This is a genomic window from Novosphingobium indicum (assembly GCF_014645195.1).
Taxonomy (GTDB): domain Bacteria; phylum Pseudomonadota; class Alphaproteobacteria; order Sphingomonadales; family Sphingomonadaceae; genus Novosphingobium; species Novosphingobium indicum.
In genome coordinates this window covers 1-21,931 of record NZ_BMLK01000005.1, presented here as the reverse complement: position 1 = coordinate 21,931, position 21,931 = coordinate 1, and the positions used below count along the sequence as shown (strand labels likewise).

Sequence of the window (21,931 nt, the reverse complement as noted above, 5' to 3'; positions counted from 1 at the left end):
GAGAAAAAAATGAAACCTCTCATGCTCATGACCATACTTGGCGTTTCGGCCCTGCTCGCCGCATGCGGCCAGAAGGCGGAAACTAACGATACCACAGCAGCGAATACAGCTACCGAAGCTGCGTCCGACAAGGGCGAGATGGCCGGGAGCATGTCCGGCGACATGGGCAATATGGCGATGCCCGCCGATGGCGGTGCCAAGATGGCGAAGGGCAAGGGTACGGTGACGGCGATCGACAAGTCGGCCGGTTCGATCACACTCGACCATGGACCGATTCCCGAGGCGGACTGGCCGTCCATGACCATGGCGTTCAAGGCGAAGCCCGAACTCCTCGACAGCGTGAAGGTCGGTGATAGGGTAGTCTTCGATCTGACACTGAAGGACGGCAGCGGCGAGGTGACGGCCCTTCAGAAACAGTAGTTGGTTACCCAGGCTCCGGGAGGAGCCAGAAAGCACCTCCCGAAGAGCTTTGAAGTTTGGACCAGGCGAAGATCGTCGATTCATGGCTGCGGCGAGAACGCGTTTTCGCCTTGCCGTCGCATCACGCCAACTGCGGTCATCGCTCCCATCGATGCCAAACGCGGACAGGCGCCTGCAAAGGTGCACGTGGGCGGGAGAAGCGTTTTACGCTGCCCAACTCCCGGAGCGCTTCGCCCCGCGAATGTTCAGCCCGAGGTTTTCGGAGGATGGAGTTCAGGTGCTACAAATAGGCCCTCCATTGACGGCATTAAAGGCCACACCGAAGAGTCTACGCCCAGGACCGCTTCTGTAACCGACTGCCCAGCGTTGAGCGTCAACGGCATGGTCGTCCTGATGCTTTACCGTTACCGCCCAGGCGATGGCGGCATGCGCGCGGTCCTGCTCTGCTCGCGCAATGATACCATCGGTGATGTCGCCGCAGTTCTTCCCGCAGGCGAGTTCGGGACGGGATCCGCATGGCCAGCTCTCATCGTTGCGAGCAAAATGGTAGCGCATGGAATAAGCAGCCGCCCTGAATTGTTCGGCAAACACAACGTTAGCCTAGTGTCGTCTGGTCAATCGATCGGTGGTCAACAACAGATGAACGTATGGTGCTAGCTGGATGTGGGTTGGAACGACGCGCAATCCTGTCCAGATTGCATTGACGTTTCTGATGCCGAATGAATTTTCGTCTGCAGTAGTAGATAGACCTTCGTAGGATGAGATGGCATATCATATAGAGCAGGCTTAGGAAACGCAGGGTCACTTTCAGCACGTGCGGTCGTTTTTACTATTCCCACTCGACAACAAAGTTGCTAGGGGCCGCGCAATGAAAAGCCTGCTCCAACTCCTTGCAAGCCTTTTCCTCGTCCTCGGCGTGGTGACGGGATCGATGGCGCATGCGGCGGAAATCAGGGCAGAAAAGAGCGCGGCTAGCGGCGCCGAATTTTTCAAGAGCACCAAGGATACGGTCGAGCAAGGCAAGGATTCCTCATCGGACAGCGGAACGTTGTTGGTGAAGTGCTATGGCTGTCATTGTCACCATATTGCTGTCCCAGTGGAAGCTGGATCTGGCGAGGTACTGGGGGAAAAGCTAGAAATCCTGCCCGCAGGACCAGGGAGCGCCATTGCTCCACCAACACTCTTCGACGTGTATCGACCTCCAATGGCCTGACAACCAACTTGCCGTAGCCTGATCGCAGGCCGGCGCACCTGTTTGGTTTGTCAGGAGTCGTTTCTTCATGCATCGCATATCTGCCGCCGCCTCGGTTGCGGCGCTCGTGGCGGCATTCAGCGCCACGCCCGCTGCCGCGCAGCCGACGGCGTCTCAAATAGCGGGACCGCCGGCCCCGGAGGCCGCTGTTGCGGTCCGGACCGGACCGCTACCGTCAAGGCTGACCCTTGCCGAAGCCCTAGAAGAAGCCGAGGCGCGGTCTCCGGCGCTCGCGGCTGCGCGTGCCGAAGTCGAAGCCGCACGCGGACGGCTGCGCCAGGCGAAGCTCCGGTTCAATCCGGTCCTGAGCGTTGACGTCGAAAATTTCGCCGGCACGGGCCCCTATTCGGGCTTCAACGGCACCGAAACGACGGTCTCGGTCAATCAGAGGCTCGACATCGGCGGCAGGCGAAGGGCGCGGATGACGCTTGCCGAGGCCGAACTTGCCGCACAGGAATATCGCTTCGCGATTGCACGTGCCGAACTTGGCCAACAGGTCCGCAATCTCTTCGCATTTGGTGTAGCCGCGCGCGACAATCTGGCGCTTGCGCGCGAAAATGAAATGAGAGCGCGCGAGTTATCGCGGATCGCGCGCGAACTTGTCGAGGCGGGAAAGGAGCCGCCGCTGCGGGGCCTGCGCGCCGATGCGGCCCTCGCACAGGCGACGGCGGCGCTCCGTGCGGCCGAAGCCGATGAAGCCGCCGCGCGACGCTCACTTGCGGCGCTCTTTGGCGTCGATATTCCGCCGGCCGAGCTTAGCGGCAGCGATATGCTGGCACCGCCCAGAAACGTGGATGCTGTGGCGACGCTTGACGTGCGCCTTGCAGAAGCCGAGCGAGTCATCGCTGATGCGCAACTGCGACAAGCCCGCGCAGACGGCCGGCTCGATCCGTCGATTGGTGTGGGGGTGCGCCAGCTCCGCCAAACCGGCGATCGAGCGCTGATAGCCAGCCTTTCGGTGCCGCTGCCGGTGTTCGATCGCAACCAAGGCAACATCGCAGCCGCGCGGTCGGGAACTCAATCGGCCGAGGCGCGGCGCAACAGTGTTCTTGCCAACACCCAGGCGGAAATCGCCAACGCACGTGCAGCACTGGCAGCCGCCGAGGCCCGCGTCACAGCACTTGAGGCCAGCGGCATCGGCCAGGCGCGCGAGGCGTTGCGGCTGGCCCAGCTATCGTACCGGGCCGGCAAATCCTCGCTGCTCGAGCTGCTTGATGCTCAGCAGGCCTATGCCTCAACCCAGGCCGAACTGATCGCAGCGCGCCGCGCACGGGCGGAAGCTCAAGCCACGCTAGCGCGCCAGGCAGCGGCGGCGAGCGAAGTGGACATGGGGCTATGAACCAGCTTGTCGCAAACGACGGCCACCGCCCAATGCTTGGACCGGCTGTTTTTCATGCACGTTTGCGGGCTGAGGACGCTTACGTCGAAACTGACGGGAAACGCACCATGCCCGCAGTGCCGGATGCGACAGTCGGCACCATCCCGCTTTCCTTAACCTCTGCCTCACGGCTCGCCGGGACGCGCGCCCTCCCGCAGCCAGCTCACACGATATCCGGAGATGTTGAATGATCACACAAGATAAACGCCTCCTCGGCGGGGTGGCTGGCGCCGTTCTGCTCGCAGCAGTTGGTGGCTTCTCAGTCGCGCGCTGCACCGCGGAGCCTACTGCGGAAGCGCCAAGTGCCGGAAAGGCCGAAGAGACGGCGGAAGCCCCCACCGCTAGCCTTGCGATGACCAACGAGGCGATCCGCAAGGCTGCCATCGGCGTAGAACCGGCGCAAGCGGGCGGCCTTGGCTCCGAAATCCTCGCGCAGGGCACGGTTACCGCGACGCCGGCGGGTGAAGCGATCGTCACAGCCCGTGCTGGCGGCGCCGTCACGCGAGTGCTCAAACGGCTGGGCGATCCTGTACGCGCAGGAGAAACGCTGGCCATAGTGCAGAGTCGAGATGCCGCCCAGATCGCCGCCGACCGGACGGCGGCCGACGCGCGCTCGGTTCTGGCCCAGCGCACGCTCGCTCGGGAGCGCCATCTCTATGAGCAGAAGGTAACCGCCCGCGCCGACTATGAGCAGGCGCAGGCAGAGGCCGCGGTCGCTGCGGCCGAAGCCCGAAGAGCCCAGGTTGCCGCCGGTGCTGCGAACGTCACGCGCGATGGCAGCGGCGCGATAGTGGCCAGCCCGATCTCCGGGCGGGTGACGGCGGAAAACGTCAGTCTTGGCGCCTTCGTGCAACCGGAGACCGAGTTGTTCCGCATCGCCGACCCGTCAAAGGTGCAAATCGAGGCTACGGTCGGGCCAATTGACGCCCAGAGGCTTGCTCCCGGCGACCGGGCCATCATCGAGCTGCCCGGCGGCCGAACGATAGACGCTCGTGTGCGCGCCGTTACGCCTGGTCTTGGCGGTGAGACGCGTTCCGCCACGGCTGTACTTGATGTGGCGGGAAGTCTGCAGCCTGGGCTTGCCGTGCGCGTCCGCCTCCTGCCGAGCCGCGGTGAAGTGTCAGATGCAATCGTCATATCGGAGGACGCGCTTCAATCCCTTGAAGGACGAGATGTTGTCTTCGTGCGAACCAATCAGGGCTTCCGCACGCAAAACGTGACGATCGGACAACGCAGTGCCGGCCGCGTTGAGATCGTCTCAGGCCTGAAGCCAGGCCAGATGATCGCAACCCAAAATGCATTCCTGCTCAAGGCCGAGCTCGGCAAGGGCGCGGGCGAGGAGGAATAAACCGTGATTGCAAGTCTCATTGCGCTCGCCGTCCGCACACGCTGGGCGGTCCTGTTCATCTTCCTCGCGGTCGCTGGCCTCGGCATTTGGCAGCTGACCAAGCTACCGATCGATGCGGTGCCCGACATCACCAGCAACCAGGTGCAGATCAACACCGTCGATCCGCGCTTGTCGCCGGTAGAAATCGAGAAGCTCGTCACTTATCCGGTTGAAATTTCCCTCGCCGGCATTCCGGGGCTTGAAACGACGCGCTCCATCTCACGCAATGGGTTCAGCCAGGTCACCGCCATATTCTCGGAATCCACCGATCTTTATTTTGCGCGCCAGCAGGTTGGCGAACGGCTGAGGCAAGCGACCGAGAACCTGCCGGACGGCGTCCAACCGCAGATCGGGCCGGTGACAACCGGTCTCGGCGAGATCGTCATGTATACGGTCGGCTATACCAATCCGGATGGCAAGGGCGCGAAGAAGATTGCCGGACAGCCCGGTTGGCAGCCCGATGGAAGCTATCTCACTTCAGAGGGGGACCGGTTAACTGACGAGGCCCAGAAGGCCGGCTATCTGCGAACCGTGCAGGACTGGATCATCGGCCCGCAATTGAAGGCGGTGCCGGGCGTGGCGGGTGTCGACTCGATCGGTGGCTACGCGAAAACCTTCGTCGTCGAACCCGATCCGACCAAGCTGACCAATTTCGGCATTTCCTACAGCGAGCTCGGCGAGGCGCTGGAAAAAGCCAACCTCGCCGTCGGCGCCAACTTTTACAACCGCGGCGGCGAAGCCTATCTTGTCCGCGTCGATGCACGGGCGCGTTCGGTCGATGAGATCCGGAACGCGGTTGCGGCAACGCGCGGCGGCGTTCCGATCACTGTCGGCCAGATCGCCAATGTCAAGATAGGCGGCGATCTGCGTACGGGCGCGGGCAGCATGAATGGCGAGGAGGCGGTGATCGGCACCGTTCTCATGCTCATCGACGAGAACAGCCGTATCGTGGCGCAGGATGTTTCCGCCAAGCTCGATCAGGTTTCGAAAACGCTGCCGCCAGGCATCGAAGTCAAGATCGTGCTCGACCGCGCCAAGCTGGTCAATGCAACGGTGGGGACGGTCGAACGCAACCTCACCGAGGGTGCGCTGCTGGTCGCAGCTTCGCTGTTTCTGCTGCTCGGCAACTGGCGCGCGGCCATCATCGCGACCCTCGTCATCCCATTTTCGTTCCTCATGATGGCGATGGGGATGAATGCGTTTCGCGTGCCGGGCAATCTGATGAGCCTTGGCGCATTGGACTTCGGCCTGATCGTCGATGGCGCCGTGATCATCATCGAGAACTGTCTAGCGCGACTGGCGCATCGTCAGGAACACGAAGGACGGCTGCTGACGCTTCGGGAGCGGCTCGAAGAAACGATGCATGCTTCGCAGGAGATGATCAAACCGACCGTGTTCGGCCAGGTGATCATCCTCCTCTCCTTCGCGCCGCTTCTGATGTTCACCGGTGTCGAGGGCAAGACTTTCTCGCCCATGGCGATCACCATCATGCTGGCGCTTGTCTCCGCCTTCATCCTCTCGATCACGCTGGTGCCCGCACTGGTAGCAATCCTCATTCGCGGGCGTGTTGCCGAGAAAGAAGTGTGGCTGATCCGCAAGAGCAAGGATCGTTATCGACCGCTGCTCGACAAAGCACTCGCTCGGCCGTGGCCGTTCATCCTGGGCGGTCTCGCCTTCTTCTTGGCGGCTGTACCGGCGTTTGGCCTTCTCGGCTCGGAGTTCATTCCCCAGCTCGATGAGAAGAACCTGGCGCTCGCCTCGACGCGCGTGCCCTCGGTGAGTCTCGAACAATCCCTGGCGATGCAGCGCAAGGTCGAGGAGGCGGTCAAGAAGCTTCCCGAGGTGGAGCTGATGTTCTCCAAGACGGGTACCGCCGAGGTCGCCACCGACCCGATGCCGCCGAACATTTCCGATGGCTTCGTTATCCTGAAGCCGCAGGACCAATGGCCGGCAGGCGTCGAGACAAAGGCCGATGTGGTTGAACGCATCGAGAAGGCTTCGGGCGGTCTACTCGGACAGCTTTACGAAGTCAGCCAGCCCATTGAGCTGCGCTTCAACGAACTGATCTCCGGCGTACGCGGCGACGTTGCAATCAAGCTCTATGGCGACGATCTCGACAAGATGTCGCAGAGCGCCAACGAGATGGTGCGGGTGCTGCAGGCGATTCCCGGAGCGAGCAGCGTGAAGGCGGACCAGGTCGGCGGTGCGCCCGTGCTGGACGTGAAACTCGATCGCGCGATGATCGCGCGCTACGGGCTGACCGTACAGGAAGTCGCCGATACGGTCGCTGCGGCACTCGGCGGGCGGGAATCGGGCCTGCTCTACGAAGGCGATCGGCGCTTCGACATCACGGTACGCGTGCCCGATACAACCCGGGTCAACCTTGACGACATCCGCTCGCTGCCAGTGCTCCTGCCCGAGGAGCCCGGCGAAGTGCGCCGACAGGTCCCGCTCGCGCAAGTGGCCCAGATCCGCTTCACCGAAGGACTCAATGAGATAAGACGCGAGAACGGCAAGCGCCGTGTCGTTGTCCAGTTGAACCTGGAAGGTCGCGATGCAGGCTCGTTCGTCCAGGAAGCGCAGGCGAAGATCGCGCAGGTGAAGCTGCCGGCTGGCTACTATCTCGAATGGGGCGGACAGTTCGAGAATTTGCAAGCGGCCACCGCACGACTGTCAATTGTGGTGCCGCTGGCTTTTGTCGCCATCTTCGTCCTGCTTTTCATGGCCCTTGGATCGGCAGGCCGCGCAACTGCGGTCTTCCTGACCGTGCCGCTGGGATTGGCCGGGGGAATCTTCACCCTCGTCTTAACCGGGATCAACTTCTCCGTCTCGGCAGCGGTTGGGCTTATCGTGCTGGCCGGTGTTTCAGTTCTGAACGGCCTGGTTGTGATGACGGCCATTCGTGAACGCCAGGAACATGGGCTACCTCTGATTGAGGCAATCCGGGAAGGCATGGCAGAAAAAATGCGCGCGGTCATCATGACCGGCTTTGTCCCGGCAATCGGCTTCATACCAATGGCGATCGCCACGGGGACCGGCGCTGAAGTTCAGAAGCCGCTGGCGACCACGGTGATCGGCGGCCTGATCGCCGCGACGGTCCTCACCCTCCTTGTTTTGCCGGCGATCTCAAAGGTTGTGCTCGGTGCAATCGAAGGAAGGCGCCGCAAGCGCGAAGAGCCAGTCGAGCCGACCGCACCCGAGCCGGCGTAAAGGAGAAGATCATGACTGAAGCAATCAAGCTGTTGCGGATATACACCGATGAGGGCGCCTATCTTGGTGATCGCAGGGTGTTCGAAGTCATTGCATCCCGGGCAAGGGATGCCGGCCTGGCTGGCGTCACGGTTCTAGAGGCGCGGTTGGGGTTCGGCCGCTCGGCACACATGCACCGGCGCCATGTCTTCGAAAACGACCGGGCACTCCTCATCGAGATTGTCGACGATGAACCAAAGTTGAGAAGCTTTGCCGTCGCACTCGACGATATTCCGGACATCGGAATGATGACACTGGAACCTGTGGAAATTCTTGGCGGAAAGGCCAAGCAGGGACTGCCAGGAAAAAATCCGTGACCCGCATCGGATCCCCACGTGAATCACGCGAACCTGCAAGCATCGCGCATGGAAGGCAGCACTACCTTCGCGTGTCTGATGTGGCCCCCGGTGCAACCCGGGTGGCTTCCGGCTGTCGTGGGATGACCCGCTATGTTTACGGTAGAAAATTCGATATCATTGTCTGCACCTTTGGCACGGGTATGGCGGGTGCTGGTCGACGTCGACCGCTATCGCGACTGGCATCCGCATACGGGGCTCGAAAGCGACCCGGCCGATCCGAGGAAGCTATTTTATGCCTATTGGCAACCGGGCTGGGCAGATCCGGTGATTTCGGCGGAGGCGAGGGTTGTTCGCCTCAAACGACCATCCGACTTCGCCTGGCGCGTGGGGATCACAGGGCTGCTCCAGATCGAGGAAGGGTTTCGTCTGGAGAAGTTGCCGGAAGGCACCCAGATCACGCACCGGCTGTCCTGTTCGGGTATCGGCTCGGGGCTTGGATACTTTGTCATGAGACCACTCTTGCGGCGTCAGCTTGTCAAGACCGGCTCTTCGTTGGCGTGCCATCTTCGGCGGGGGATCGTGATATCGCGCTATGCGCACCAAGGCGCCCGCCGTCCTTGAGCGGAGGACCGTACTCCCGAGCGTGGGCCGACCAGACCAGCGGTTCGCTTGGCTCTGGCAGGTTCGAATCTTTTGGTTTCCGCCAGAGTCAACGTCATGAGGTGCGGGCGTTCGACGCGCCCGCACCTCACCATCAGCGAGAACCAACAGCTTCGGTGCTGCGCTTTCCCACGCGCGCGCCGAGCGGAAGAGGAGAGCGGCCATGACGGATCAAGTGCGTCTCGACATTCCGCTTCTGCTCCCGGAAGTCAAAGATGAGGCTGATCGCTGCATAGACAGGCTGACAATTGAACTGCGAGGCCGCACTGGTATCCAGGAAGCGCACGTCGTGGCGAGCCACGACGATACGCCGGCACAACTCTGCATTCACTATGATCCGGCCATCCTGTCGCTCGAGCGGGTGCGCGAAATCGCCAAAGGCGCCGGCGCTGCGCTCACCGAAAAATATCAGCATATCCACTGGTCGGTCGATGGACTGACCCACGCCCGCAAGGCCCGCACGGTCGCCGGTCGGCTTCGCAAAATGCCGGGGATCGTCGAAGCCGAGGCGAGCGCGGCGGGCGCCATCAGCATCGAATTCAGCCGATCCCGACTGCCGGAGGCGGAAATTCGCAAGGCGCTGGCCCAGATGGGTGTCCGCGCACGGCCGGAAATCGGCGCAGCTTCAGCGACAGCCCCGACGAAAGGTCACAATCATGCCGAGCACGATCACGCCGAAGGGGAACATGAGCATACCCATGGCGGAGTCTTCGGTGCCAATACCGAGTTGATCTTCGCGCTGATTTGCGGCGGCGCGCTCGCGACCGGATTTGCGATCGAGAAGCTGACGGCGGTACCTGCCTGGATTCCGATCGTCTGCTATCTCGCTGCCTATGTTTTCGGCGGGTGGTTCACCCTTCGCGAAGCAATCGAGAATCTGCGCCTGAAACGTTTCGAGATCGACACGCTGATGCTCGTGGCGGCAGCGGGCGCCGCTGCCTTGGGCGCCTGGGCCGAAGGCGCTCTTCTCCTGTTCCTGTTCAGCCTCGGGCATGCGCTCGAACATTACGCCATGGGCCGGGCCAAACGCGCGATCGAGGCGTTGGCCGAGCTCGCCCCGCGCACGGCCATGGTTCGGCGCGGCGATGGCGGTCTGAGCGAAGTTCCCGTCGAGGAACTCGTCATTGGCGACACCGTAGTCGTAAAGCCCAATGAACGGCTGGCAGCAGACGGGTTCGTGGTGGTCGGGCGATCGAGCGTCAACCAGGCCCCGGTCACGGGCGAAAGCGTCCCCGTCGATAAGGAGCCGGTGCCGGACCGCGCCCAGGCGGCAGCCCAGCCCGACAAGGTTCCCGCCCAGCACCGCGTATTCGCGGGCACCATCAACGGTCCGGGAGCAATTGAAATCGCCGTTACTCGCCTTGCCGCCGACACGACATTGGCCAAGGTGGTCAAAATGGTGAGCGAGGCCGAAACGCAAAAATCGCCAACCCAGCGATTCACCGACCGTTTCGAGCGTGCTTTCGTGCCCTCCGTCCTCGCTCTCGTGGTCGTTCTGCTGTTCGCCTGGGTCGTCATCGACGAACCGTTCCGCGATAGCTTCTATCGGGCGATGGCCGTGCTCGTTGCGGCTAGCCCCTGCGCGCTCGCCATTGCCACGCCGAGCGCCGTTTTGTCGGGCGTAGCGCGCGCGGCGCGCGGGGGCGTACTGATAAAAGGCGGCGGACCGCTTGAAACTCTGGGCTCGCTGAATGCGTTGGCGTTCGACAAGACGGGCACGCTCACCGAGGGGAGGCCGCGCATCACCGATGTTGTTCCGGCGAATGGCGTAAAGGACGAGCAGCTCATGGCGATCGCTGTGGCGGTGGAAAGCCTCAGCGATCATCCCCTGGCCACCGCCATCGCGCGCGACGGCCATCAATTTCTTAACGGCAAACCGGTTACGGTCGCGACCGACCTCAAGAGCCTTACCGGCCGCGGCGTAGAGGCAAAGGTCGATGGTGAAGCCGTCCTCATCGGCAAGGCCGAAATGTTCGGAAGCAACGGCGTTGCCACGCTTTCGGACGAAATGACGCAAGCCATCGAACGCCTGCGCCTGCTGGGGCGGACCACCATGGTGGTCCGCATGGGCGAGCGCGACCTGGGCGCCATCGGTCTGATGGACACGCCTCGCAGTGCCGCCAAGGTTACGATCGAGCGGCTCAAAGCCCTGGGCATCCGCCGGATGATCATGATCTCTGGCGACAATCAGCGCGTCGCCACTGCGATCGCCGCCGAGGTCGGCATCGGCGAAGCCTGGGGCGACCTGATGCCGGAGGACAAGGTCGAGGCGATCAAGCGGCTTCGCGATGAAATGCCCGTGGCGATGGTGGGCGATGGCGTCAACGACGCGCCTGCCCTGGCAAGCGCGACGGTCGGCGTCGCAATGGGTGCGGCCGGGTCCGATGTCGCGCTTGAGACTGCCGATGTCGCCCTGATGGCTGACAACCTCGCGCATCTGCCCTTTGCCGTAGGTCTCAGCCGTTCGACGCGCAGCATCATCCGGCAAAATCTGGTCGTCAGCCTCGGGGTCGTGGCACTGCTCATCCCCGCGACCATTCTCGGGCTCGGGATCGGGCCGGCGGTTGCGGCTCACGAAGGGTCGACTTTGATTGTCGTCTTCAACGCGCTTCGTCTCCTAGTCTACCGCGACAACGGGGAGATCGCGTGATGGCCGGGAAAGCAGCTCTGAAATTTGCGTTCGCGTCGCTTCCTCTTCTGTGCGCGACAACCGTGCGCGCGGATACCCTTCGCGAGGCGCTCATTGCAGCTTATCGAACCAACCCCAGCCTCACCGGCGCACGCGCCGGCCTTCGCGCGATCGATGAGGGCGTGCCAATCGCCAAGGCGGCGGCGCGACCCAACCTTAGCGCAACCGCCGATTATCAGGAGTTCGTTGTCCGGTCTTCGAACAGCTTCTCTGCTCCGTTACGGGCAGCGAGCGCCAATGCCAGATTGTCCTTGCCGCTCTACCAGGGCGGTCAGGTCAAGAATTCAATCCGTGCCGCCGATGCGCGCGTTGAAGCGGGAAGGGCCAACCTGCGCGCGACCGAAGCTGATGTTTTCACCGCCATCGTCTCGGTCTACATGGATGTCTTGCGCGACAGCGCTGTCGTCGAATTCAACGTCCGCAACGTGGCGGTGCTCGAAACCAATCTCCAGGCCTCACGCGACCGCTTCGAGATCGGTGACCTGACCAGAACCGATGTCGCCCAGTCCGAGGCGCGGCTGTCCGTCGCCATCGGGCAGTTGGACCAAGCCACAGCCCAACTGGACACTAGTCTTGAAAATTATCTGCGCTTCGTCGGTCTGCCGGCGCGCGCCCTTGAGCCGCCGCCTGCATTGCCCGGCCTTCCCGCAACCTCCGAAGAGGCCGTCAACATTGCCGTCGAGAGCAACCCTCAGCTTTTGGCGGCCAAAGCGGATGCCAGTGGGGCACGCTACGACGTAAGGGTCGCGGCAGCATCTCGGCTGCCCCGGCTATCGGCGGTCGCCAGTAGCGGCTATAATAACTATCTTGGCTCGCTGACCAGTTCGCTTCCAGGCTTGACCTTTCGGCAGGCGCAGACGACGGCGACGGTCGGCCTGTCCGCCACCATCCCGCTGTATCAGGGCGGTCTGCCTGCGGCGGAGGTGCGGCGCGCGAATGCGCTGTCAGGCCAGGCGCTCGAGCAGATCATTTTCGTCGAGCGCCGTGTCGTTGCGGAAACTCGTGCGGCCTTTTCGCGCTATCGGGCAACTCTTGCGGTCATTGAAGCCTCGAAATCCGCGGTTTCCGCCAACGAGCTCGCGCTCGAGGGGGTGCGCGCCGAAAATACAGTTGGAGCGCGCAATGTGCTCGACGTGCTGAACGCCGAGCAGGAGCTTCTCAACAGTCGCGTCCAGTTCGTTACCGCTGAACGTGACGCCTATGTCGCCGGCTTCACTCTGCTCGCCGCAATGGGACGCGCCGAGGCGCGCGATCTCAATCTCTTCGGCGGAACGCTGTTCGAGCCCGGCTTCAGCAAACTGGCGCCTCAGAGTCCACAGGCCCCTTCTGTCAATCCGCCTTATGGTGCCGGGAGAATTACACTGCGCCCGTCGGGCCCAGTGCTCGAAACTCACGTCCCCGGCCGAGGCGAAGGAACGAGGGCCAAGGGGGCAGAAGGGGACATGAAATGAGACGGCCAGCTCAATCGCGACCGCGTTCGCGGAGCTGTTCGGCAGCGCTCATGCAATTGTTCAAACCTGGGCCGAGGCGTGCTCGACGAGCGAGCCGATCCACCCTTCAATATTGGTGAAACGAATCAGAGCGGAGAACGACAATGAATTCCCAACCTTCTTTGCAGCAAGGAATGCTCTGCCCCGTTTGCCGCCTACCCCTTTCGATGTCCGAGCGACAAGGCGTCGAGATCGACTTCTGCCCGCAATGCCGCGGCGTTTGGCTCGATCGCGGCGAACTCGACAAGATCATTGCGCGATCGGAATGGATAACGGCTCCACGTACTGGTCGCGCCGCTTGGCCGCAGGCTGAAACCTCGGAACGTGAATCCCGTGCGCATCACCGGTCCGACCATCACGGACACAGGCGCCGGCGCGGCTTTCTCGCCGATTTGTTCGATTGAGCCGGTTTGTGGAGGCGCGCATGATCGAAGAGATCAACGAGACGATCTTGCATGCGTCACCGGCAAAAGTCTGGCCGGTCCTGTCCAGGTTTGAGGACTATAAATTCTGGCATCCTTATACCCGGCCCACTGGGCTGCCGGTTCCGAAGAGTGTCGTTCAATATTCCTTCAGGATCGATCCGCGCAAGGACCGATTCTGGACCATGGATTCGGTAGTGGCCGAATGCGACGAAGGCACTCGGCTCGCATTCCAGCTTCGTCTTGGCTGGCTGATGACGCTCGAGGAGCGCTTCTCGATAGGCCATGATCCGGTCGGCTCGAAACTGGTCCATAGCTATCGATGCACTGGGCTCCTATCTCTTCTGCCGCTCAGGGGGCTGCGGCGAAACTTCCAGGGAATGCTGAAAGCAACGGATCGTCTCTTGCAAAGACGGCTGACGCGTGTGCTGTCGAAGCCAAAATCCAACAAGCCTCGGGCTCGCAAGGGCTTTCGCCCTGATCGATAGGAAAGATATGAACATAGGTCAATCTGCACTGGTCGAATGGGATAGACACCGAGAAATCGGCAAATCCACGCCGCAACCTATTCCTTTGGTCCTCGGAAAGAAGTGAAAGGGCTCCGCAAGACGAGCACACTCCGCCCGCGCAGGACCACGCCGTGGGCACGCCTCCCGCCCCCGCGTGCCCACGGCGGCACCATTGTTGCATATTTTGCAAGAATATTGTCGAGAGAGTGAGTTGCACTATGACCCAGGCAATTAAAGCGCGTAAATGTGACGCGTATCGCGCCGGAGTGCGGATCGTCCTTCCTATTCTGGTCGCCGGCTTGGTGGCCGCGTGCTCCGGCGCAGGAACCGATGATCAGCGCGGCTCGGACAATGCCTCGACACCGCCCATCGGAGAAAGCCATTCCTATCGCTGTGAGGGCGGGCAGGTGCTATACATCGACATCCTTCAAGACGGCTTGTCGATGATGGTGCGCCGATCTCCGGATGGTCCAGCACTGCGTCTGTCAGCTGCGGCACAAGGTCGGATTTTTCTTGGAGAGCGGATGAACATCATGCTCTCGGGAAAGGATCTGACGCTTGAAGAAACCGACCGCGAGCCGATCCTGTGCAAGCGCGGCTGAAAACCTCCACGCCGTTGGAAGCACACGGGTGCGACGCAGTTTCCCGGAGACGCCTTCACATGCGCGGAAGGTTTAAAACCATGAGCAAGATTCGTTTGCCGGGAAACCGCGCGCGCTCTTTGGCCTGTGTTCTATTTCTCTCCGCCTGCAGCTACGGTCCGCGATTGGAAACCTCCGTCATTACACTTCCCGGCAGGCAACTGGCCATTTACGGCGTCAGGAGCTACGCACATGAAAAAGGCCTACTTGTTACCGGTAGGGTCAGGCGGCAGGCACCACTCTCTCGTCCCATCTGGGGCCATCTTCATGTCCAGGGCTTGTTTGAGGATCGCCGCCCGCCGGTAACCGTCGATACACGATGGGGGACGCTTTCACCGCGCGGCAGCCCGTCGGTGACCTTTACCGCGTTCCTCCGCACATCAACGCCGCTCGAGATCGGGTCAGTCAGGGTTGAGTATCGTGCCGCGCCAGACCGGCAAAAACCTGACCGGCTCGATTGAGATGTGTGCGGGGTGTAAGATTGCGAGGTCTCAGATGGCGAGGATCTGAGTGCCAGCCTGTTATTTCATTTCGCTAGAGCGTTTTAGAACGCGGAATTATTCGAATCAAAACGCCTTTCGTATGGAGATGGTCCGTGAGTTATCGGGATATAGTTATAGATGCGTGCCCCAAGAATAACATTGAGCAGACGCTTAAACTAGCGCGTGCGTTTGCCGTCGCGTTTGACGCAAAGTTGCTCGTCGCCGCCTATGCTTGGCCAAAGGCGCGTTTCACGGATGCCCTTTCAGGGAATAGTTTATCTGTTCAGATCAAAGCGCAGGAGATGCAGGAATCCCTGGATTCTTCGAGAACAGCGTTCAAGAAAGTTTTCCCGGACGCATCGATTGACGTGGAATGGTGTGAGGGGATCCGTGACCCGGCCAGCGCCCTGCAAGAGCACCTTCTGGCCGCCGATCTTCTGATTACCAGCGAATCCGAAGACAATGGCTGTGTTATGGCTGAACCAGCCGCGCTTGCGCTGAATTCGGGGACCCCCGTGCTACGGACAGGCGGGGCCATAGCGTCATGTCATTTTTCCAATGTTCTTGTGTTGTGGAAAGATTGCCCGCAGGCGCGGCGCGCCTTGCACGATGCATTGCCGATCCTGGAGCGCGCGGACAAGGTGACCGTCGTCGGTGTGGGAGACGAAATAAACGGCCCGCGCCTTGAATCGGTTGCCGCGCATCTAAGTCGACATAACGTTTCAGCTGGCCATCTCCACCTTTCGCGTTCCGAATATGGTGTGGGCGCGGATCTGATTTGCCACGCACATCGGGAGACAGCAGATCTGATCGTCGCAGGTGCCTACAGTCGCGGACCGATCGCCGAGCGCGTTTGGGGTGGTGTCACCAGAGAGTTGCTCAGGACTGGAGGCCTGTCCTGGTTTATGGCTCATTAGATGCCGTATCTGCCTGCTCCAGCGAATGCCGAGGATCAAATACATGATATGTCAGAAGCTCTTGAACCACTTGCAAACTTGCCGTGGTTGGCATTCTTTCGCAGGTCCGACTTACAGAACCTATCGCAGGTGTCCGACTGGGACGGAAGGCATGCCCGCCTTTCGGAAAGTCGGCCCGCATTGCGTGGCGCCGAATGCTCTGCCACCTGAAGGTCTCACCTGAACTCCGCTTTCAGCGAACCTGTAAGATTTCATCCGCTGGCGCGTCTTAGTCCGCTGAATGGACAACGATCAGTATTTCTGCAGGGCACAACGCTAGACGCATGCCATTGCACCAACATTAGGGGGATATCATGGGAACATTCGGGTGGGGCCTCGCGGCGATAATGATCGTAGTGGTATCCTGGATATTCTACCGATATTTTGCTCCGCAGGCTTGGCGGGAATGGGCGGGTGCGGGTCTGGTCCAGGCCTTTATCATCGCACTTTATGCAGAAATGTATGGTTTCCCGTTGACAATCTACTTGCTGGTGCGTTCGTTTGGCCTCGACAGGGAATATGTCAGCGCAAGCCTTTGGTCGACACTTGCCAGTGTCGGCGAAACGGGCATGTTGATTTCGATGATTCTGGGCTACGGCCTCGCATTTATCGGCATAGGTATCTTCATCCAGGGCTGGCGAGAGGTCCATCGCGCTCGTCAAGAGGACCAACTCGTGACGGACGGGCTGTACAGGTTCGTCAGGCATCCGCAGTATTTGGGCTTGTTCCTGGCGCTCTTTGGCGAAGGGGTCGTTCACTGGCCGACGCTCTTCTCGGTTGGCCTGTTCCCTTTGATTGTGATCGCCTATTTTCTTCTTGCGCGCAGCGAGGAACGTCGCATGGTAACCCTGTTCGGAAACGCCTACCGAACCTACCAGTCCCGGGTACCGATGTTCATTCCCCGTTGGGGAAAGTGGAGAAACCTGGTGGATGAGGCACAGGGATCCGAGAAAAAACAATAAGTGTCTGATCCCAAGACTCTTACATTTCGTGTTTCTCCGCCCCAAGTTTGGATAAATGGCCTGCTGCTGGACAGCGCGCGCGCCTTCGGCAGCTGGAATATCGCCGCTCTCCGACCCATTGCCATAGATGTCGCAGATCGGTGTTCCGCCTTTGGATGCTCCGACCGGTCTCGCCCTGGCTACCGGTCCATAGTCTGAAGTAAAGGTCGCTTTGAAAGTGAACGTCAGACACTGGGGTACGAAAGTGCCCCTTGAACGCCATCCAGTCGCAGACAACCCCCCAGATCGGTACGAAGTCCTTTCCGCAGGGGCGTGAACTCAATGCGCTCGGCAAAGTCAAGCGGAAACGCGAACAGGCATGCAAGGGACAATAGTTTCAGGGTTGCTGAAGTCCACACGACGAGAGCGTAGCGCCTTTCAGAGCCATCACCTTCTGATTATTGAGGACTTCACTCGATAGGCATTTCTGCGCCAGCGATCGCTTCGATCACCTGGCAATCTCCAACGCAGCCCCCCTCACAGGAAACGACGATCTTCGCCAGCACATCGCGCAATGTTTCGAGGCGCGCAATTCGCGCTTCAATGTCGAGAAGATGCTTTTCTGCAATAACTGTAGCTTCGGCACAATCGCGCTCAGGCTCATCGGCAAGAGCAAGCAGGGAGCGTATCTCATCGATAGAGAAGCCAAGCCCGCGTCCGTGCCGGATGAACGCGAGACGACGAACGTCAGCCGTGACATAGGTCCGCCGCCCCGATGCAGTGCGGTTGGGAAGCGGGAGGAGGCCAATTTCCTCGTAGAACCGAATGGTATTTACCTTGGTGCCAGTCTGCCGCGCCAGGTCGCCAATCGCCAGCCGCTTCGTCATAAGACTTGATCCTCCAGTCGCCGGAGAACTTACGGACTTTCATGCTTTAATCCAACCGTGTTGCGCCGGAGATGACCGAGTTGATGTGCCGGAAAAAACGCATATCGCGAACGATTCGCAAAAATGCTTGCTTCTACAGTAGCTGGAGCTTGTAGAAGGCGGCCATGGTGGATTCGAATCAATCAGGCGGCTGCGGCTGCACCGGAGACAGCAATCGCGCTGAACACGATCCAGCGTATCGGCGAGCGTTGTGGATCGTCGTGCTGCTCAATCTGGGCTTCGGCGCATGCGAGATCGTCGGCGGGTTCATTGCCGACAGTCAGGCGCTCAAGGCCGATGCGCTCGACTTCCTCGGGGACGGGACAATCACGTTTGTCGGACTGATTGCACTCGGCTGGGCTGCGGCGGTGCGCGCGCGCATCGCGCTCGTGCAGGGAATATTCCTTATGACCCTCGGTCTTGGCGTGATCGGGGTCGCATTCTGGCGCGCACTGACCGCCGTTGCTCCCGATGCCGATCTGATGGGGGGCATCGGTATTATCGCGCTTGTCATCAATGGCGCATCGGCATTCGTCCTTTCACGCTTCCGTGAAGGTGATGCGAATGTCCGTGCGGTCTGGCTGTTCAGCCGTAACGACGCCCTCGCCAATGTTGCCGTGATCGCGGCTGCCGGCCTGGTCGCCTTGACCAACAGCGCCTGGCCCGACCTGACGGTCGCCGCCGTGATCGCGGCGCTCTTCCTTCATTCCGCCTTCGAGATTCTCCGCAGTGCGCGTGCCGAGCTGCATCAACTGGCTCTGGCGTCCTGACCTTCGGAGTTTCACGCGTGCCTGTCCCATTCCGCCTTCGCTTTCTTGTCAGCCTTATGACCGTATTTGCCGGTCTCATGCTCAATCCCGCTGGCGCGCGGGCGGAAGCCGGTGAGGCTCAGACCGTTTGGAGACTGCTCGATTATGTGGCAGTCGATTACGGTGGCGCAGTGTCGAACGGTCGCGTCACCAGCTCGGCTGAATATGCCGAGATGACCGAGTTCTCCGCGACGATCCGGAGCGGCATCGCGGCGCTTCCCGCGAAGGCCGAGCGCGCGCGGCTCATTGTCGAAGCGGAAGGGCTCCAGACCGCAATAGCGTCCAAGGCAGCCCCTGATATTGTCGCGCAAAAGGCACGCTCTCTGGCGAGCGACCTGCTCGCTGCTTATCCGGTGCCACTCGCGCCAGCAAAGGCTCCTGATCCGGCTCGTGGCGCGGCGCTCTACGCAGAGCATTGTGCAAGTTGCCACGGCGCAAACGGTGATGGCCACGGTCCGCAGGCCGCAGGGCTCGACCCGCCGCCGATCGCCTTCACTGATACTGAGCGCGCGCGCAAGCGCAGCCTGTTCGCGCTTTACCAGGTGATCGATCAGGGACTCGACGGCACTGCCATGCAGAGCTTCGCGGACATGCCCTCCCAAGATAGGTGGGCGCTGGCAACCTATGTAGGAAGCCTGGCTTTCAAGGATGCGGCTGCCGGTGAGCGCTTCTGGAAAAGCGACCTGGCCCTGCGCCAGCGCATCCCCGACCTCCAGACCTTGGCCACCATGACGCCCGAGAACCTTGGCCGCACCATCGACCAGGACAAGGCCGACGCCGCTATGGGCTATCTGCGTGCGAACCCGCAGGCACTCAACGTGGCGACGCCAGCTTCGCTCACTGTCGCGCGCGAAAAGCTCAGGCAGAGCCTCGCTGCCTATCGCGAGGGCGACAGGCAAGCAGCCAAGCGGTTGGCTCTCTCCGCCTATCTCGACGGGTTCGAGCCGGTGGAGCCAATCCTGGCGGCGCGAGACGCGACGCTCATGGCGCGTATCGAGGGTGCGATGGGCGAATACCGCGCCGCAATCAGACGCGGTGTCACCGCTGAGGAGCTTGCCGGAAAAGAAGCCGTGCTTGAAAGCCTGTTTGCGGATGTTGAGGCTGTTCTTTCACCTGATGCGGCGAGCGACGCTTCGACCTTTATCGGTGCGCTCACCATCCTCTTGCGTGAAGGACTAGAGGCGCTGCTGATCGTCGTTGCGATGATCGCCTTTCTTCGCAAGGCCGACCGACCCGAAGTGGTGCCCTATGTTCATGGCGGTTGGATTGCGGCGCTCGTTGCGGGCGGAGCGACCTGGGCGGTCGCCACTTATGCGATCGGGATCAGCGGCGCGAGCCGGGAACTCACGGAAGGCTTCGGCTCGCTCTTTGCGGCGGTAGTGCTCGTCTCTGTCGGCATCTGGATGCATGGCAAGTCGCAAGCCGAGAGCTGGCAGCGCTACATAGACAAGGTGCTCGGCAAGGCTCTGTCGCGCAGTTCGGCGTGGTTCCTATTCGGTCTCGCTTTCCTTGTCGTCTATCGCGAAGCCTTCGAGACGATCCTCTTCTTCGCGGCGTTGGCGGCGCAGGGACGCGGCAGCGTCATCGCGGCAGGTACTGCCGCTGCGATTGCGTTCCTCGCGGCAATCGCCTGGGCCATGCTGCGCTACAGCCGTTCGCTGCCCATCGGGAAATTCTTCACTTACAGTTCGGCACTCATCGCCGTCCTCGCGGTGGTTCTCGCTGGCAAGGGGACGGCTGCACTTCAAGAAGCAGGCCTGATCGACATCACGCCGGTCGCATATGTGCCCAGACTGTCGATGCTCGGCATTTTTCCAGCATTGCAGCCGCTGCTTCTCCAGCTTCTGACGGTTGTGAGCCTTTGGATCGGGTTCTGGTACAACGGACGCAAAAATGTCGTTCGTAGCGCTGTTGAATAGAGATGCTGCGGCGCGCCGCTCCCCGCGCAACGTCGTGCAAGCAGACGCAACGCCGGGAGAATTCGCCATGATGGTGTTTGCCATTTTGTTGGGCAACCCTTCCGCACTTGAAAGCGCCCATGCTGAAGGCCTTCCACGTCGACGCCGGCGGTCAGAATGATCGGAAATTTCAGCCAGTCCTGACAGGTCATCCCCAAGAAATCACCGACTCTTCAAAGGTTGCTCAACGCCTGTCAGCTGGAATATCCTCTATCTCCGATCAGACATCGTAGTCACCAAGGTATTCTCATGCATCACAACGACTTGAGCGACTTTGCTCATAGCCACAATTTCCTGAGCACCTATCACGACGCCAACGAGCGCCGGACGCGGTATGTCGTAATGCTGACCGCAGCGATGATGGTCGTCGAGATCGTCGCTGGCCTGTTGACCGGATCTATGGCTCTCCTTGCCGATGGCATTCACATGGCGACGCATGCTGGCGCGCTTGGAGTTGCAGCTTTCGCGTACTGGTTTGCCCGGCGACACGCTGACAATCCCAGGTTCACCCTTGGAACCGGTAAAATTGGCGACCTCGCAGGATTTGCCAGTGCGGTGGTATTGGCGATCTTCGCCATCGGGATCGCTGTAGAGTCATTCCAACGCCTCATTAGCCCTCAGGCAATTGCTTACAGCGAGGCCATCTGGATTGCGGTCCTCGGGCTTCTCGTCAATCTACTGAGCGCTTGGCTATTAGGTGCCGCTCATCACCATGTGCACGGACACGATCACGGTCACGACCACACGCATACCGACAACAACCTGCGATCCGCTTATTTTCATGTTCTGGCCGATGCACTGACCTCCGTATTGGCAATCATTGCACTATTTGCCGGTCGATATCTCGGCTGGGCTTGGATGGATGCTGCGATGGGTCTTGTCGGAGCGCTGGTTATCGGGCGATGGTCATGGTCCTTGCTGCGGGATACCGCGGCTGTGCTGGTCGATGCCGATGCCGACAGCGCCCAATTCGCGGAGGTCCGTGAGACCATTGAAGATGGAGACGCGTCGGTCACCGACCTGCACATCTGGCGAGTAGGACCGGGGAAATTTGCTGCGGTTGTTTCGCTCGTTGCCGCCGAACCCTTGGAACCGACGGAGTATGCCGCCCGGCTCTTGATTCACGAGGAGTATGTCCACGTCACCGTCGAAATTCATAAATGCCGGGGCGAGCACCCTGAACTCAAGGCGGCTTAATCAGTTCGGTTCCCCGCGAGTGTAGAGCCTCCAGCCAGCACTCTCGCGGCCTTTTTTGCCTACGCAACTTGCTGGCGAACGAAGGCGTTGATGATGAGCCACGCCGCGCATTCCTCGTCTATCGCTTCGGCCACAATCGCCCGATGTACCAAATTCTTGCTGCGACTTGAAAGCCGCTTGCCGAGGAATTCGTGCATGGGTTAGAGCAACGCACGTTTAATCTGACGCATAGCCTGCTTTTCTGAAGTAGTTCTGGCATTCTTCTG

Annotated in this window: 19 protein-coding genes; 18 read left to right on the top strand and 1 reads right to left on the bottom strand. The window is 60.9% G+C overall.

Annotation, left to right across the window (positions count from 1 at the left end; genetic code table 11):
• Positions 1 to 9 precede the first annotated feature (9 nt).
• The 15 genes from IEX64_RS06105 (at position 10) to IEX64_RS06035 (ending at position 16,796) form a co-directional block, all read left to right on the top strand.
• On the top strand, positions 10 to 420 hold the full coding sequence (locus tag IEX64_RS06105; protein WP_188818805.1) for a copper-binding protein: 411 nt from the start codon (positions 10 to 12) through the stop codon (positions 418 to 420).
• A gap of 868 nt (positions 421 to 1,288) precedes the next feature.
• The gene (locus IEX64_RS06100; protein ID WP_188818804.1) at positions 1,289 to 1,633 is read left to right on the top strand and encodes a hypothetical protein; all 345 of its coding nucleotides are present in this window, start codon (positions 1,289 to 1,291) and stop codon (positions 1,631 to 1,633) included.
• A 67-nt stretch (positions 1,634 to 1,700) separates the two neighbouring features.
• A complete protein-coding gene (locus IEX64_RS06095; RefSeq protein WP_188818803.1) occupies positions 1,701 to 3,011 on the top strand; it encodes a TolC family protein in 1,311 nt (436 codons plus the stop codon).
• 226 nt (positions 3,012 to 3,237) lie between these two features.
• Positions 3,238 to 4,398 (top strand): efflux RND transporter periplasmic adaptor subunit, encoded by a 1,161-nt coding sequence (locus IEX64_RS06090; RefSeq protein WP_188818802.1) that lies wholly within the window; start codon positions 3,238 to 3,240, stop codon positions 4,396 to 4,398.
• Between the two features lie 3 nt (positions 4,399 to 4,401).
• Positions 4,402 to 7,647 carry an efflux RND transporter permease subunit gene (locus IEX64_RS06085; RefSeq protein WP_188818801.1) on the top strand — a complete coding sequence of 1,082 codons (3,246 nt, stop codon included), beginning with the start codon at positions 4,402 to 4,404 and terminating at the stop codon, positions 7,645 to 7,647.
• Between the two features lie 11 nt (positions 7,648 to 7,658).
• On the top strand, positions 7,659 to 8,003 hold the full coding sequence (locus IEX64_RS06080; RefSeq protein ID WP_188818800.1) for a DUF190 domain-containing protein: 345 nt from the start codon (positions 7,659 to 7,661) through the stop codon (positions 8,001 to 8,003).
• 132 nt (positions 8,004 to 8,135) lie between these two features.
• Positions 8,136 to 8,606 (top strand): SRPBCC family protein, encoded by a 471-nt coding sequence (locus IEX64_RS06075; protein WP_188818799.1) that lies wholly within the window; start codon positions 8,136 to 8,138, stop codon positions 8,604 to 8,606.
• A gap of 202 nt (positions 8,607 to 8,808) precedes the next feature.
• The gene (locus IEX64_RS06070) at positions 8,809 to 11,295 is read left to right on the top strand and encodes a heavy metal translocating P-type ATPase (RefSeq protein WP_188818798.1); all 2,487 of its coding nucleotides are present in this window, start codon (positions 8,809 to 8,811) and stop codon (positions 11,293 to 11,295) included.
• Positions 11,295 to 12,785 carry a TolC family outer membrane protein gene (locus IEX64_RS06065; RefSeq protein ID WP_188818797.1) on the top strand — a complete coding sequence of 497 codons (1,491 nt, stop codon included), beginning with the start codon at positions 11,295 to 11,297 and terminating at the stop codon, positions 12,783 to 12,785. Before IEX64_RS06070 ends, IEX64_RS06065 begins: the two co-directional genes overlap by 1 nt.
• A gap of 143 nt (positions 12,786 to 12,928) precedes the next feature.
• Positions 12,929 to 13,228: a TFIIB-type zinc ribbon-containing protein gene (locus IEX64_RS06060; protein WP_188818796.1), complete on the top strand. Its 300-nt coding sequence runs from the start codon at positions 12,929 to 12,931 to the stop codon at positions 13,226 to 13,228.
• Positions 13,229 to 13,248: 20 nt separating this feature from the next.
• Positions 13,249 to 13,734, top strand: a complete 486-nt coding sequence (locus tag IEX64_RS06055) for an SRPBCC family protein (protein ID WP_188818795.1) — start codon at positions 13,249 to 13,251, stop codon at positions 13,732 to 13,734.
• Positions 13,735 to 13,973: 239 nt separating this feature from the next.
• Positions 13,974 to 14,357 carry a hypothetical protein gene (locus IEX64_RS06050; RefSeq protein WP_188818794.1) on the top strand — a complete coding sequence of 128 codons (384 nt, stop codon included), beginning with the start codon at positions 13,974 to 13,976 and terminating at the stop codon, positions 14,355 to 14,357.
• An 80-nt stretch (positions 14,358 to 14,437) separates the two neighbouring features.
• The gene (locus IEX64_RS06045; protein ID WP_188818793.1) at positions 14,438 to 14,857 is read left to right on the top strand and encodes a hypothetical protein; all 420 of its coding nucleotides are present in this window, start codon (positions 14,438 to 14,440) and stop codon (positions 14,855 to 14,857) included.
• A 134-nt stretch (positions 14,858 to 14,991) separates the two neighbouring features.
• Positions 14,992 to 15,795, top strand: a complete 804-nt coding sequence (locus tag IEX64_RS06040) for a universal stress protein (protein ID WP_188818792.1) — start codon at positions 14,992 to 14,994, stop codon at positions 15,793 to 15,795.
• A gap of 386 nt (positions 15,796 to 16,181) precedes the next feature.
• Positions 16,182 to 16,796 carry a methyltransferase family protein gene (locus IEX64_RS06035; RefSeq protein WP_229710097.1) on the top strand — a complete coding sequence of 205 codons (615 nt, stop codon included), beginning with the start codon at positions 16,182 to 16,184 and terminating at the stop codon, positions 16,794 to 16,796.
• A gap of 449 nt (positions 16,797 to 17,245) precedes the next feature.
• On the opposite strand, the gene IEX64_RS06030 is transcribed toward IEX64_RS06035, so the two are convergent.
• On the bottom strand, positions 17,246 to 17,662 hold the full coding sequence (locus IEX64_RS06030; protein ID WP_188818790.1) for a MerR family transcriptional regulator: 417 nt from the start codon (positions 17,660 to 17,662) through the stop codon (positions 17,246 to 17,248).
• Positions 17,663 to 17,826: 164 nt separating this feature from the next.
• On the opposite strand from IEX64_RS06030, the gene IEX64_RS06025 reads away from it, so the two are divergent.
• From IEX64_RS06025 to dmeF, 3 genes are all read left to right on the top strand, one after another.
• Entirely contained in the window at positions 17,827 to 18,471 is a 645-nt protein-coding gene (locus IEX64_RS06025) for a cation efflux transmembrane domain-containing protein (protein ID WP_188818789.1), read from the top strand.
• A 56-nt stretch (positions 18,472 to 18,527) separates the two neighbouring features.
• Positions 18,528 to 20,429 carry an FTR1 family protein gene (locus IEX64_RS06020; RefSeq protein ID WP_188818956.1) on the top strand — a complete coding sequence of 634 codons (1,902 nt, stop codon included), beginning with the start codon at positions 18,528 to 18,530 and terminating at the stop codon, positions 20,427 to 20,429.
• Positions 20,430 to 20,717: 288 nt separating this feature from the next.
• The gene (gene dmeF, locus IEX64_RS06015) at positions 20,718 to 21,665 is read left to right on the top strand and encodes a CDF family Co(II)/Ni(II) efflux transporter DmeF (protein ID WP_188818788.1); all 948 of its coding nucleotides are present in this window, start codon (positions 20,718 to 20,720) and stop codon (positions 21,663 to 21,665) included.
• The last annotated feature ends 266 nt before the right edge of the window (positions 21,666 to 21,931 follow it).